Source organism: Cyclobacterium sp. 1_MG-2023, from assembly GCF_030546805.1.
Lineage (GTDB): Bacteria > Bacteroidota > Bacteroidia > Cytophagales > Cyclobacteriaceae > Cyclobacterium.
The window spans coordinates 211140-225346 of record NZ_JAUOPC010000008.1 but is presented as its reverse complement, the minus strand read 5'-3'; the positions used below and the strand labels follow the sequence as shown (position 1 = coordinate 225346).

Below are 14207 nucleotides of genomic sequence, written 5' to 3'. Positions count from 1 at the left end.
TTATGGCTACCCTATTTCGAAGCTTATTAACTATTAATTTCTCTGTATAATTAACTTGAATTAATTAGATTTATAAAATACGGATTGAAACCAGTTTAGTATTTTGCATTGAAAAGACATATGGAAGAAAATAATAATAGCAAACATTCCAGAAGGCAATTTTTTTCTACTGCTGCTAAAAGCAGTTTAGCGGCCTGCACTTTATGGTTTCCCTTAAAAGATTGGAACCCAAGTACATTTTTAACTGAACCTGTTGAGGGCGAAAATCCGGAAAAGCCAAGTTGGCTCGCTATTAATGATGAGATTTATGGCGCCAAACCTAGTGATATGGGGCCGATTGGTGGAGGGAATGGATATGCCTTTCCAATTGTAAAGGGAGATTTTGAGGCGACAAACTTGGATAAATTGTTGGATGCACTTGCGCAAGCAAAGTCGGGACAAGTTGTCTTTATTCCCGATGAAATTAATATAGACCTAACCACTATGGTTTTTATTGAAAAGTTGGTTTTAGAAATTCCTGAAGGGGTAACCTTGGCTGGGAACCGCGGATATGAAGGTTCTAAAGGTGGAATTTTGCTAAGCAATGCTTTGGAGACCCGGTTCCTGATTCGTGCCAATGGGCCAGGGGTACGAATATCGGGGCTAAGAATTCAAGGGCCAAATCCTGACCGTCATCTGGAACATCACAAACGCGCTTTTGGACCTAAAGGTTTGGGACGTGATTATTATTACAAATTCCCAGTTTCGAGAGGAATAGTGACGGAATATCCTGAATTGAAAGTGGACAATTGTGAGGTTTCAGCTTTTTCAGGTAGCGGCATTTTTCTTAAAAAGGGTTCTGGACACCATATTCATCATAATTTTATCCATCAATGCCAGTACAATGGCCTCGGTTATGGGATAAGCCATGCCGCAGCTGATTCTCTAATCGAATATAATTTATTCAATGAAAACAGGCATTCTATTGCAGGTACCGGGGTGTCGGGTTGTGGATACATAGCTAGGAATAATATTGAGCTGGGCATATCATTAAGTCATTGTTTTGACATGCACGGTGGAAGGGATAGAAAAGACAATACGGACATCGCGGGAACGACAATGGAGATCTATAACAACACTTTTTATGCACCCCAAACACCCGTAGTAATTAGGGGTGTACCTGAAGAAAAATGTGAAATACATCACAATTGGTTTGCCAAACATAAGGAAACCGAACAGGCTGTTAGGGGCCTGTCAGGAAAAACCATAGCCATGGACAATGTCTATGTTGATGAACTGAAATAAGGATTGATTTAATCGTATCAATTCAATTGCTACACAACAGATGGTATTGCTGAATAAGCTGGAAGTTGTTTTGCTATCCACTCCTTTGGAATTAAATCGCTGCCAAAATGTTTATTTTCTCATGCATTTCCCAAAGTTTTCCATCATGACCGATTTCATTTTTCGGGTTCAAATCCAGACGTAACATTCCTGAGCTTTCCAACGTTTGTAAAAGGCTTCAGATTAAACCCGAAATATGCAATAGACAATCTATTACGTGCTGAAATCGCTTCAAAATCAGTCACTTCGTTGCTGTTTTCAATTTCACCATAGCGGTGCTATGCTAAAATCTCCAAACAGCCTGATTTTCTTGCGATTGCACCACTTCCCATAAACACGGGACAGGCTTCACCCCTGACCTTGTCAGGGCGGAGAAATCCTATTACAATAATCCGGGTTAAACAATTGGTTAATGATTTTGTTTACAAATTATAAACCGTTCTGAAAGATTGGTATATAATTTGGTCTGGCAAATCAATAGTCCTCTAAAAGAAATCCATTGTTCTCTTCTATTTGTTAGGTAGATATTTGTAAGGCTAGATTATCCTTCTTGATGGGCATTATTTAGGGAAGAATTTCAGCAAATTGTCCAAGTTTTATTACCATATATGGGGTTTACACGTATTCAAGAAAAATTAAAAATACTTGCAGATGCAGCCAAATATGATGTGTCCTGTGCATCCAGTGGTAGCAAGCGGAGCAACACCAATAAGGGGCTCGGTGATGCAACAGGGATGGGGATTTGCCATTCCTACACCGAAGATGGTCGCTGTGTATCTTTGCTAAAAATATTACTGACCAATCATTGCATTTTTGACTGTGCCTATTGTGTAACAAGAAAAAGCAATGACATCAAGAGGGCCGCTTTTCAGGTGCAGGAAGTGGTTGACTTGACCATAAATTTTTACCGTCGCAATTATATTGAAGGCTTGTTTCTGAGTTCAGGAATCTTCAAAAGTGCAGATTATACCATGGAACGGTTGGTGGCTGTAGCCAGGAAATTGAGAACTGAAGAAAAATTCAATGGTTATATTCACCTCAAATCCATTCCCGGAGCCTCTGATGAACTGATGAAGGAGGCTGGACTTTATGCAGATAGGTTGAGTGTAAATATTGAGATTCCTACCAAGGAAGGGTTGAAACTATTGGCCCCGGAAAAAAATCGTGAAGACTTTATCAAGCCAATGATAAAAGTTAAAAATGAGATCATCCAATACAAATCTGAAAAAAAACTAATAAAAAGCACCCCACTATTTGCACCCGGAGGGCAAAGTACGCAAATGATTATAGGGGCTAGCGGAGAAAGTGATCAGCAAATCATGTGGACCTCCAATTATTTTTATAAAAAGTTTGAATTAAAGCGGGTTTACTATTCCGGATATATACCCATCAGTTATGATTCGCGTTTGCCACATATTGGCACCGAAGTACCGATGTTACGAGAAAATAGGCTGTACCAGACAGATTGGTTAATGCGCTTCTATGGTTTTGAAGTGCATGAAATCTTGAACGAGTCCCACAAAAACCTCGACTTGGAGGTAGACCCCAAATTGGGTTGGGCCCTGAGGAATTTGGAATACTTTCCAGTGGATGTGAATACTGCTGATCGGGAAATGTTGGCACGTATACCGGGAGTGGGCATGAAATCCGTGCATAAAATCATTCAGGCAAGACGTTTTAGAAGACTTAATTGGGAGCATTTACAGCGCATAGGTATAGCCATGAACAGAGCCAAATATTTCCTTGTCTGTGCCTCACAGGATTTTGAACGGAGGGATTTGACTAGCCCACAACTGAAGTCTCTTATTCTTCAAAACACCACCAGTAAATATCAAAAAAAACTAAGCCCTCAATTGAATTTATTTGAATAAATGCTAAATATTCAGGATTCCATACTCATTTATGATGGTAGTTTTGATGGTTTTTTGACCTGTGTATTTCAGGTCTATGATTTGAAATTAAAACGCGTCCTTATCCAAAAAGATAGTGAATCTCAAGCCTCCTTATTTGGCAAGCAAAATGTAGTGGTTGCAGATCCGGTTAAAGCAGATCGGGTGTGGAAAGGCTTAGGGAAGAAAACATCAAATGCGGGAAGACTGCGTATCTATTATGGCTTTTTGAGTGAAAAACAGGGGGTAGAAAATCTATTGTTACGTTATATCCAATATGTTTTTGAGAGTAGGCTACCGGTTGATTCAGATTTTTCTAATCCTGATGTTTTGGAATTGAGTAAGGTTGCTAAAAGCGTTGGGCGTGAAAAACACCGCATGGAGGCTTTTGTTAGATTTCGATTGACTAAAGACGGGTTGTACTTTGCTACCATTGAACCCGATTTTGATGTACTCCCACTTATTTCCAAACATTTCAAAAGTAGATATGCCGATCAAAAGTGGGTGATTTATGACCTTAAGCGAAATTATGGCCTCTATTATGATTTGGATAAGGTGGAAATTATCAATTTGACCTTACCCGAGGGATTTGATGCCAGCAAAACTTCTCCTGATTATTTTGCTGTCGAAGAAATAGAATTTCAAACCTTATGGAAGGACTATTTCGATAGCACGAATATCTCTTCGAGGAAAAACCTACAATTACATATTCGTCATGTGCCTAAACGATACTGGAAATACCTAAGTGAAAAATAGAGGTGAAAAATACTTGATGGTATGATTAAAGAATTGAAGCTTTTTAATTACCAACTTACTAATAATCCACGGAATAAGATAAGGTTAAAAAGGTAGCTTCCGCATATGCCTATTTCCGCTTTTATCATGGGCAAGGACCTTATTGCAGCTGATGACCAGCTTTAGATTTATTCAAAGGAAGATCGTTTGCCTAATTTTAATTCGGACAAATCTATTATTACGTGACTTAAATACTTGAAGGTATCGTCTAAAAGTGGTTCCACTGGAAAACACCACTCGTTTTAAAAGATCGATGGTCCGTGGTATTGGATTTAAAATCCTAATTCAGTTTTTCTTTGCGATTATGTTGAAATATTTCCCTGAATTTGTTCTTGTGTGGAAACTACCCTTCTTTTTAATCCATTCTACGAAATTCAATAATTACAGAAAAAGAGTTAAGTCTTTGGTTTTGGACTAAACATTCAATTCATTATGATTGTTGATCATTTTGGTCACGCTTTTACTTATTAATTTAAATGATTTTTCAGGAAATTGTTTGACTACAATAATATGGTTAGTGCGTTTCAATAGTGGTTTTTGCATCTTTTTTATATTCAAAAAACTTTTATTTATATTTAAAATACATTTTTGTGTAGTTTAGTAATATTTATTGATTACCTTTGACTAATTATTTAAAAGTAAATTTTTAATCAAATTATTTAATCGTTTTCAAAATGAAAAGAACATTACTTTTGGCTGCTATAGCCCTCGTTTTTATGGCACTTCCTAAAGTTTCTTTAGGACAAGCCTCTTTCTCCCATTCTTTAGGAGCAGCTTATTATGTTAGTACATCTACTGTCATAACTGAGAATTATGAATCCACTTCTACCATTGGTTCTCCTGCTATTTTGTACTCTCCTAGGATTAATATGGTTGAATTAGGTAGAGAAATGACTGTTTCAGTAGGTACACACTTGGGATTGGGATTTATGCTTGATACAAATTCAGGGAGTGCATCCTTCGCAATGGATCTTCCCGTCGTTGCCGAAATTAACTTTGGCCACGGAGCCCATGCTGATACCAGGTCTTCAGTAGGGGGGTATGCTGGCGTAGGTTATGGTATTAATAGGTTAGGTGGTGGGAGTAATTTTGAAGGCGTCTCTACCAATAAAGCTTCAGGACCTGTTCTTAACGGAGGTGTTCGTGCCTTAATTAATGGTGTCCCAGTAGGATTTAGACTTTCTTATTTATTAAACATGGAAGAAGGAGGAAATGTAGCAGGCATTGGTGCTTTCTACACTTTCGGTTTTCGATAAATTCCGAAACTAATTTAAAGAAGGCAGGTTGCTAAATTGATCCTGCCTTCTTTAAACCGCCTTTATCAATTTTAATTGATAAAGGATTTTTTATGTCTTTTGTTTTATAATCCAATCCGGAATGTGTTATAAAGAAGTTTTGTGGTGATGATTAACAGCTATCTGCTAATAATTGGTCCGCTATTGTTCTTGTCTTTTATTTTTTAAATCTCGCAGTTTATATGATGTCTGATTAATCTTGAGTGAGTTGTATTGCTTTTTTATCAGAAAGATTGTCCCTCCATTCAACTTGTATGCTTCCATCAAAAAAACTTATGGTGAGCCTATTGATATCTCCCTCCCAGATAAATGTGTCATTAAGGATTTTTTCAGTAGGAGGACCGAATTTTTTACTAAAGAAATTGATGAAGTCTTTGAACCCACTGTCCATATTGGGTAGGTCACGTTTGTTAAATGTCCATCTACATTTATATAACAGACCGGATAAATAAATCAACCTCATGTCATGGGCTTCAACGCCATTAATAATTCTTAAGGGATGGCCTTGATAAATTCCTTCCTGTATTCCTGCTTCTAAATTTCTTTTAAGACTTTCTGCCAGAAATGGGTGGTTTTGATAGACGGTTTCTTTTCCAGTTATTAATTGAAGTTGATCTTGAAGGCTTTCAAGTGTAGCGCCAAGTTCAAGACCATTAATACTTTTCACCTTGTCTATTGACTCTTGAGCAAAAAGCACTGGACTAAAAAGCAATAAAAAACAGCAAAGGATGATTTTTGAAAAATTCATTTATTAAATATTTATGGTTTTAGCTTTGTATAAAAATCAATCCTTCGAACTTTTATTTGATCCTGTCATTTTACTTTACCCCAGTATTTCAATAGCGTTTCCTGAATTTTCTTAGCCTGCCCTGATTTTTTTTCAAAGGAAGTTTTCCCATCAGGCAATAGCTTGTCTATTGTCCTTTAGGGCTCATTTAGTTCGAATTTCATCAAGACCGAGGACTTCTTTTATCGGCATCATGTGGCATTAAGAATAAAGTAAAAAATTCTCCTGTTAGCCAATGTTAAATTAAGTGTTTCGGAGAAATATCCAATCTAATTTCACTTAATTTTATTTGAAACTTAGGGGTAAATCTGTATGTCTACCTCGAAATACGCACTGAAAAGTCTGAAATATAAAATGGCCATAAAGATACTATTATTCATCTAAACTATATTAAAACCAGATTTAGTCGTTTATAAATGTTTAAATAAATGGATATTATTGCTTAGATTTACAAATAAGTGATTCTAAGCAAGATGGAAATAGAGAAAACTTTTATCAAAACATGCTTACAGTGTTCCAAACCTATAACCGGACGGTTGGACAAAAAATACTGTAATGACTATTGTCGCAATACCTATAACAACCAGACCAAACGTACAGCTGACAAGCAGATCCAAGAGGTAAACAGTATTATCAGAAAAAACCGTCGGATATTGAAAACTCTTTGTCCCGCCGGTAAGGCAAGAGTAAGCAAAGAGGTGCTTGATTCCATGGAGTATAATTACCGGTTTTTTTCAGGAATTTATCGATCGCCTGCACCCGCTAAACTTGTTTATTTTATCTGTTACGATTATGCTTTCAGCCCACTAAATGAAGAAGGTGAAAACATGGCACTAATCGTAGAAAAAGAAGATCACTTTGATGAATTTTTTGCCAACCCATGGTCAGCTTAATGTAGGGGACATGAGGATTGAAGGTAGATTGGTAATTCATCAATATTTAAATGAACATTTGATAAATGCTTAATAAGAGTTCAATTAATTTAACTGGGCCTGATGAATAAAAGTAAACCTATTCAAGCACTGTTTCATCCCTTACTTTAATTGGAGTCAATTTTGTTTTCTGATCCTAACTAAAGCTATCTAATGCCTCAGGAAACATAACCAATAGTTCTACTAATAATACTTCGTATCCGTAATTTGTAAAGGAAGGTAATACAACCGGATCAATAGAGTGAAGCCCACACAGCCTATATTAATAAAAAGGTAGGTGTACCAAACCATTAGGAGTTGCAAGTGGAGGCTTCCCTATTAACGAGTTTAGGTTTATTGGTACCCAAGGGAAGAAAAACAACCTTTATTTTTCATTTATACTTGCGTAGCAAAGATTCATGGAAAAGGCATCTATAAAAAGGCTGTCTTTGACACTTATTAAACTATAATTTTTTTCATGGTATAATTATTTAACATTAATTAATAAATTAGTATTATGTTTTTAGTTTAATTATCTTTATAATTGTAATAGTTTGAAAGTCATAAATAGAATGTTTCAAGATTGGCCTATTTTTTATTGAATGGCAGTACACGAAAGAAGCGATTTTTGATTTGTTTAAATAGATGACTAAACGAAGAAGAGAAGTGAAGGGGGCATGTATTATTAAAATTTGAAGCTCAAGGGTAATATTTAAAAAAGAAGAATTAGCGTAGCAAAAAATAAAATTCGCTCTAATTTCACTTTTTTAGTTGGATTCATAAACATCACATTGAATCCAAAGCCTGTTTTCTCACGCTACCAATTCAACTTGCAAAGGTGAACTGATAATGGTAAATGAGATGATAGTTTTTAGTCTAAGAAATTATTGTTAAAAACATAAACCTGAAATAAAATGAAATTACTCGTTTCATGCCTTCTTCTGGGCTTCATCGCCTTTGCCTCCCAGGCCCAATCCAAACTTACTATTCGGGGAGTGGTGAAAGATACCACTAATAACCCGCTCGACTACACCTCTGTGCTACTTCTTAGCCCAAAAGACTCGGCCTTGGTCACATACACCCTGACTAATGAAGACGGAGAGTTTCAATTCAAAAACGTAGAAAGACAACCCCTGCTCATCAAAGCCACCTATATGGGCTACCTTCCCGTGCAAAAGGAACTGGTTCTTCCCGAGACAGGTGACTTGGATGTCGATGAGATTCAGTTGATGCCAATTTTACAGGAACTCTATGAGGTAGTAGTGAAAGCCGCCAAGGCGCCCTTGATGATGCGGGGAGACACATTAGAGTATGATGCAAGCAAATTTAAAGTACCCCCTGGAGCTACCTTGGAAGAATTGCTCCGCAAGCTGCCTGGGATACAAATTGACAAGGATGGAAATATAGTTGCACAAGGGGAACAAGTACAGAAAGTAACAGTGGATGGAAGGCGTTTTTTTGGAGGCAACACAAAAATGGCCACACAAAATTTGAATGCAGAGTCTGTTAGCAAGCTTCAGCTATACGATGACAAGTCAGAACAGTCCAAGCTAACAGGTGTGGAAGATGGGGTGAAGGAAAAAACTTTAAACGTTGAGCTGAAGGAGGACGCCAGAAAAGGAGGTTTTGGTAAGCTTTCTGCAGCTCTGGGTACAGACGGAAGATGGACTGCAAATGCCTCTTTCAATAAATTTGACAAAGTAAACCAATTTTCGGTGATCGGCTATGGCAATAATGTCAACCAATCCGGTCTGAGCTGGGATGACCTGCAGGAGTTTAAAGGGAGCGGTGCTTTCCAATTTGGGGACACCGGGGACTTTGGTTTTAATGGTAGGGGTGGATCGAATTATATTTCGTTTTCAGGTGGGGACAATGAAGAATCCTTCGAAATCCCCTTCAATAACCTCAACTCCGGCTATTCCAACAACCAAGCCATAGGCGTCAATTATAACTACCTGAAGGATAAGAAGGATTTTAATAGTAATTACTTCTTTAGCCGCAGTGATCAATCGATGGAGAGTTTTAATAGCAGGACAAATTTCTTGCAGGACAATACTTCCTTCACTTCCACTGACCAAAGCTCACAGAATAATATGGCAGGTCACCATCGGGTAAATCTTCGTTTTCAAAACGAATTAGACAGCGCCAACACCATCACTATTAATGTAAAAGGAAGGCTAAGTTCACTTAACACCTACTTGGCCAGTCATCAGGAGCTGATTCGCAGTAGCACGGAGCAAAGCCAAATGGATAGGAACAACAGCTCAGACAAATGGTCAGGCGCCTTTCAGGGCACAGCAATTTATAGGCATAAATTCAAAAAAAATGGACGAAACTTTGCTGCCAGTATCAGTGATACGTACAGTAAGGCAGATCAAAATGGTGTACAGAAATCCGTGGTAGATCTCATGAACTCAACAGATCCAAATACCTACTTCCGTAACTTGGATCAATTGAACCAGGCACTGAGTGGCGCTAACTTGATCAAGTCAAGCCTACTCTTTGTCGAACCAATCAAAAAAATATTCTTTTGGGAGACTTTCTATAACTTCAGCCAGTCACAGAGCGAAACAAATCGACAAGTATACGATGTGGAATCAAGTGACACCCAAGAGCTAAATCCGGACCTCAGCCGATTTTTTGAAAATACTATTACCTACAACAGATTCGGTTCTAGTATCCGCTATGCCAACAAAGGCTCAAACTTAAGCTTAGGTTTAGCCGCCTCCAACTACCAGTTAAATGGACAATTTTCAGTATTAAAAGATAGTGAAATATTAGGCCGAGTGAACAAGAGTTACCTCAATTTCACCCCTAATTTGACTTACTCGAAAACAATGAAAGGAAACAAGCGCCTCAGCGCAGGCTATAACATGGGTGTGAATCCCCCAAGTATTTCCGACTTACAGCCATACAAGGACATTTCTAATCCATTGTATATACGGGAAGGAAATCCTGATTTAGAGCCACAAGTATCTCATTCATTCAATACAGGATATAGCATGTATGATCCTATATCATTTATAAATTTGCGGGTTTCATTCAATTCAACATTCTATCAGAATCAGGTGGTTCAAAACCAAACCATAGACCCGGAGACTTTTGTCACTACCTACAAAGCAGGAAATGTTTCAGGGGGGCAGCGATTTAATCCATATTTAGGTTTTGGTTTTCCTATTGTAAAAACCAAGGCTTCCGCATACTTGTATGCAAATCCATCCTATACAAAAAGCCTAGCCCTCATCAACTCGGTTGAGACTGAGACCCAAACGAATGGTAATAACTTTGGCCTAAATTTAAATCTGACCCCTTTAGAATGGTTCAGCTTATATACCGGTTCATCCTTCCGACTTAGTAAAACTAAATACGAACAGAATCCTTCCCGAAATCAGGACATAATAAATTGGAGTGCTTACAGTAATATGAACATAAAATTCCCCAAAGATTTTTACTTAGATGTGAAATTCAATTACAATCGATATAAGAACGAAAGTTTTGGATTTGATCAGGAAGTACCTATCCTCAATGCATTCGTCTATAAACTACTCGGCAAGGCTAAAAAATGGGAAGTCAGGCTATCCGCTTACGATGTTTTCAAGCAAAATCAAACCATCAGCCAGTATGCAGGTCAAAATTACGTTTCCTCCGGAAGGATTGAGACGTTATCTAGGTATTTCCTGCTCGGAGTGACTTATAATATGCGGGGAGTAGAAGTGAAAAATCGTAGATAGTAGCGTAAGTGGAAAAGCTTTACTTTAGTAAAATGTACAGGAAATATGTTTTGTTAACTGGGAAATGGCTTTCTTCCCCCGGTTAAGTGCGTGGGTATGATCAATAATAATCCCAATAGAATTAATTACTGTATTTTAATAAATACAAACCACCTAGCATAGGAGTAAAAAAGTTGATATCGTTAAATAGATAAGTTTCAGATAAGTTTCAATGATGGAATAGTTTGCCAATCTATTCCAGATATTCTGATTAAGCCAATTCATAAATCATTCAAACAATGAAGTTAAAATACCTAAAAATCCTTATCCTAGTATTGATTTCCACAGGACTAAAAGCCCAAAATATAGTGGGTGAAGTAGAATACCGATACCGGATATTTTATGATAAAATTTACTCCAGCCTTCCTCACATTACCGAGCAGGAAAAGGATAGAATCCAACTAACTTGGAGTAATCCTGAAGGCTACAGCACTCGGATGAAACTTCAGTTTTGGCCGGAAAAAAGTATCTATACTTTCGGAGAACCCTATGAAGTCCGAAGTTACTCTTGGCAAGTAAAAGACTATTTGATTCAAAATAATTTAGAAGACCAGACCTATCTGAAATACATGGACCAGATGGGCAAAACCTACATCGTTCGTGACAGCCTAAATGCTCCAAAATGGAGGGTAATGAACGAAATACGGGATATTCTGGGTCATATGTGTATGAAAGCTGTAGCTGAAGACAGCCTCAAAGGCCAAAAGATCACTGCTTGGTTTGCATCAGATATTCCCATTCCAACGGGGCCTGAGGAGCAATTCGGACTTCCGGGTTTGATTTTGGCTTATGACATCAACGATGGAATGCTTATTGTGGAAGCCGAGAAAATCACTTTTGGAGAACCGGAAGAAATCATCTCTCTACCAAAGAGAATGAGAGGGAGAGAAGTATCGGGTACTGAATATCACGACATAGCCCGAAAGTTTATCCAAACTTCCATCGAAAGTAGGAGAGCCTGGATGTGGGAAATTAGATATTAAGGAGGTTGTAGCAAGATTAGCCTAAAATAGGCAATTGAACTACTATTACCTGCTGAAATCGCTTTAAGATCAGGTTCTTCGTTGTTATTTTCAATTTCGCCTGAGCGGTGCTATGCTAAAACCGCGACTGACTGATTTTCTTGCGACTTTAGCACACATCACGAATCTTATTACATAATCCGGGTTGAACAACCGGATAAAAAAATCAAGATCAATTGTTCCCAGGATGTTTACAATTGCATGAAACCTTTTCTTTTTGACGAAGTGGGGGAACATTTTTACATCGTATTACTTAACCGAAACAATCAAGACCCAAACTTCATAAAATCAGCTCAGGAAGTACCAGCGCTACCCTAGCCGATCCAAAATTAATTTTCAAAAAAGCGCTTGACCACCTGGCCGCAGGAATCATCCTTGTACACAACCACCCTTCCGGAAACCTTAGACCTTCCGAAGCAGATAAAAGGTTAACCAAAAGATTGACCGAAGCTGGAAACAGTTTGGAAATGCCAGTACTGGATCATTTGATATTTACAGATGGTACTTACCTTAGTTTTGCGGATGAATGCCTGATATAGGTTTTTATCATAAAATTGTGAATGGGAATTTAATTAGAAGGAATTTTTATTCACTTTGTTTGATATTTTCCTCATTTGCTAGATAAAGGACCTTATTAAGAAGTCTATGGCTTGACCATTAAATAAATTAACATAAAATTGCAATAATGGATTATCAAAGAATTAGGGAAAGTTAAATTTACTTTTACAATAGGAATAGCAGTTCCAAATTTATGGAACTGCTATTAACTGATGAAACAACGTTTGTAATTGTAAAAGTAACCAATACAATTAAAATATTTAGGTTTTACTTCTACCAAGTAACCATTTAAACCCATAATAGCTTAAATAGAACCAAAATATTGCAGCACCTATTGAGGTGTAAAAACCGATTTCTAATGGGTTAAAAGATCCGAAAGAACCAAAGGCCATAAATAAAATAGCCATGCAAAAACTACCAATTATAAATCTTTTTTTTAATTTTTCTATTTTAAAGTTATTATCCATTTTGTTAGCTTAAATTTTATTTTAATAAAGTGCAAGCAATTCATTTTTTATAAACGAAAACAGGTTAATAAAAGGCCTGATACAATACTATATGAGGCACCGGAAATAAAACCTCCTGCTCCACCAACCATTCCAGCACTAGCACATCCAGTAACAGTTCCTAATAATGGGAAAGCAACAGTTCCGGCAGTAGCACCTGCGTAACACCCTGCAACCGCACCACCAGCAAAACCAACAACAGCATCAGCCCAAACATTTCTCATATTAATGGAACATCCATATACTTGATTTTCATCTCTTTCACCTCCATTAATTTTATCTCTAACTTTTCCGATCCCATCATTGATAATAAAGTCAGAAACCGCTCTAGTTCCAGTGGAAAGTGAAAGTAGAGAAATCTTTTCCTCATAATTAAGTGAAGATTCTAAAATCTCATTTTGAAAAGAATTGGCAATTTTTTTTGCAAAATAAGGATCGTCTGTCTGAAGCAATTGTTCAACAAACTTATTGTACATTGTAATTTGTCTTGCATTAAAAATGCCCGCATCATTTAATCTTGGCTGTTCTGTTCTGGCATCAGGTTTGTTTTTTGAAATCAATAAATTTTGCATTCTAATGGAATAATTGTTGATTTGATCTTCACTAAAGTAAAAGATTTCTTCATTTAACCCGTTCAAGATATCCATAAACAATTTTTCCTCAAAATCTGAATTAACGGATTGTGAAGTTGGTAACTTCTTATCCAACCTCTCAACGACCAGATCTAACCCAGTAAGATAGAAATTTTCCAATTGTTGAATTTCATGAGCATAATCTTCATCAATAGAATACTCCATAGGTGGAATTGATTCAATTTCATTGCAGGAAATAATGAATACCAAGAAGGTTAAGGGATAATAAATTGCTAAATTTTTCATTGTAAAAAGACATTAATTTAAACATTTAATCTATAAAAAACACAAATTTCCAACATAGTCGGAACCGAGACTAGAATGATGATTTAAATCTTTAAACGTACTTCTTATTGTTAACAATCCTATTAAAATTAAAATAAATACAATTAAAATGCAAATAAATTAATAGAAAATAATAAGGTGTTCATTGTAAATTCAAACTTTAACCTTATTCTACTACCAGTCAAAGTACCTAGAATGGCTATTAGATAGAGTGCAGTATTTAAATGGCGTTGCAAACTCCATTCCTGAAGGGATTCCTATATTAATACCAGTCCATTCTCACACCAAAAGTCCATGCGGTTTTATCAATTAGTTTAATGGCATTTTTGGGTAATTCGGCTTTTACTGAAGTCCCTCTACGAATTTTTAATAAATTCCTTACCAAGCCTCTTGGTCCTTTAGAACTGATTTTTCTCCACTACCTAAAGTGATAT

General features: G+C 36.9%; 11 protein-coding genes. 8 read left to right on the top strand and 3 right to left on the bottom strand.

Annotation, left to right across the window (positions count from 1 at the left end; genetic code table 11):
- The first annotated feature begins 120 nt into the window (after positions 1–120).
- The 4 genes from Q4534_RS14515 (at position 121) to Q4534_RS14500 (ending at position 5263) form a co-directional block, all read left to right on the top strand.
- A complete protein-coding gene (locus tag Q4534_RS14515; RefSeq protein ID WP_303613870.1) occupies positions 121–1284 on the top strand; it encodes a right-handed parallel beta-helix repeat-containing protein in 1164 nt (387 codons plus the stop codon).
- Between the two features lie 647 nt (positions 1285–1931).
- Entirely contained in the window at positions 1932–3194 is a 1263-nt protein-coding gene (locus Q4534_RS14510; protein ID WP_303613869.1) for a putative DNA modification/repair radical SAM protein, read from the top strand.
- The gene (locus Q4534_RS14505) at positions 3195–3968 is read left to right on the top strand and encodes a TIGR03915 family putative DNA repair protein (RefSeq protein WP_303613868.1); all 774 of its coding nucleotides are present in this window, start codon (positions 3195–3197) and stop codon (positions 3966–3968) included.
- A 713-nt stretch (positions 3969–4681) separates the two neighbouring features.
- Positions 4682–5263, top strand: a complete 582-nt coding sequence (locus Q4534_RS14500; RefSeq protein ID WP_149393803.1) for a hypothetical protein — start codon at positions 4682–4684, stop codon at positions 5261–5263.
- 232 nt (positions 5264–5495) lie between these two features.
- Here the strand turns inward: Q4534_RS14500 and Q4534_RS14495 are convergent, their stop codons facing one another.
- Positions 5496–6050 carry a hypothetical protein gene (locus tag Q4534_RS14495; protein WP_303613867.1) on the bottom strand — a complete coding sequence of 185 codons (555 nt, stop codon included), beginning with the start codon at positions 6048–6050 and terminating at the stop codon, positions 5496–5498.
- Positions 6051–6562: 512 nt separating this feature from the next.
- On the opposite strand from Q4534_RS14495, the gene Q4534_RS14490 reads away from it, so the two are divergent.
- From Q4534_RS14490 to Q4534_RS14475, 4 genes are all read left to right on the top strand, one after another.
- Positions 6563–6982: a hypothetical protein gene (locus tag Q4534_RS14490; protein WP_303613866.1), complete on the top strand. Its 420-nt coding sequence runs from the start codon at positions 6563–6565 to the stop codon at positions 6980–6982.
- A 932-nt stretch (positions 6983–7914) separates the two neighbouring features.
- Positions 7915–10731 carry an outer membrane beta-barrel protein gene (locus Q4534_RS14485; protein WP_303613865.1) on the top strand — a complete coding sequence of 939 codons (2817 nt, stop codon included), beginning with the start codon at positions 7915–7917 and terminating at the stop codon, positions 10729–10731.
- Positions 10732–11009: 278 nt separating this feature from the next.
- Positions 11010–11753 (top strand): GLPGLI family protein, encoded by a 744-nt coding sequence (locus Q4534_RS14480; protein ID WP_303613864.1) that lies wholly within the window; start codon positions 11010–11012, stop codon positions 11751–11753.
- 326 nt (positions 11754–12079) lie between these two features.
- Positions 12080–12331: a JAB domain-containing protein gene (locus tag Q4534_RS14475; RefSeq protein ID WP_368509159.1), complete on the top strand. Its 252-nt coding sequence runs from the start codon at positions 12080–12082 to the stop codon at positions 12329–12331.
- A gap of 279 nt (positions 12332–12610) precedes the next feature.
- On the opposite strand, the gene Q4534_RS14470 is transcribed toward Q4534_RS14475, so the two are convergent.
- On the bottom strand, positions 12611–12817 hold the full coding sequence (locus tag Q4534_RS14470) for a hypothetical protein (RefSeq protein WP_303613863.1): 207 nt from the start codon (positions 12815–12817) through the stop codon (positions 12611–12613).
- Between the two features lie 47 nt (positions 12818–12864).
- Positions 12865–13734: a hypothetical protein gene (locus tag Q4534_RS14465; RefSeq protein WP_303613862.1), complete on the bottom strand. Its 870-nt coding sequence runs from the start codon at positions 13732–13734 to the stop codon at positions 12865–12867.
- Between the last annotated feature and the right edge of the window lie 473 nt (positions 13735–14207).

Excerpts from the sequence above, each read along its gene's own strand:
- Q4534_RS14465 (WP_303613862.1), bottom strand. The coding sequence starts at position 13,734 with ATGAAAAATTTAGCAATTTATTATCCCTTAACCTTCTTGGTATTCATT.
- Q4534_RS14495 (WP_303613867.1), bottom strand. The coding sequence starts at position 6,050 with ATGAATTTTTCAAAAATCATCCTTTGCTGTTTTTTATTGCTTTTTAGT.
- Q4534_RS14510 (WP_303613869.1), top strand. The coding sequence starts at position 1,932 with ATGGGGTTTACACGTATTCAAGAAAAATTAAAAATACTTGCAGATGCA.
- Q4534_RS14480 (WP_303613864.1), top strand. The coding sequence starts at position 11,010 with ATGAAGTTAAAATACCTAAAAATCCTTATCCTAGTATTGATTTCCACA.
- Q4534_RS14470 (WP_303613863.1), bottom strand. The coding sequence starts at position 12,817 with ATGGATAATAACTTTAAAATAGAAAAATTAAAAAAAAGATTTATAATT.
- Q4534_RS14485 (WP_303613865.1), top strand. The coding sequence starts at position 7,915 with ATGAAATTACTCGTTTCATGCCTTCTTCTGGGCTTCATCGCCTTTGCC.
- Q4534_RS14490 (WP_303613866.1), top strand. The coding sequence starts at position 6,563 with ATGGAAATAGAGAAAACTTTTATCAAAACATGCTTACAGTGTTCCAAA.
- Q4534_RS14500 (WP_149393803.1), top strand. The coding sequence starts at position 4,682 with ATGAAAAGAACATTACTTTTGGCTGCTATAGCCCTCGTTTTTATGGCA.
- Q4534_RS14515 (WP_303613870.1), top strand. The coding sequence starts at position 121 with ATGGAAGAAAATAATAATAGCAAACATTCCAGAAGGCAATTTTTTTCT.
- Q4534_RS14505 (WP_303613868.1), top strand. The coding sequence starts at position 3,195 with ATGCTAAATATTCAGGATTCCATACTCATTTATGATGGTAGTTTTGAT.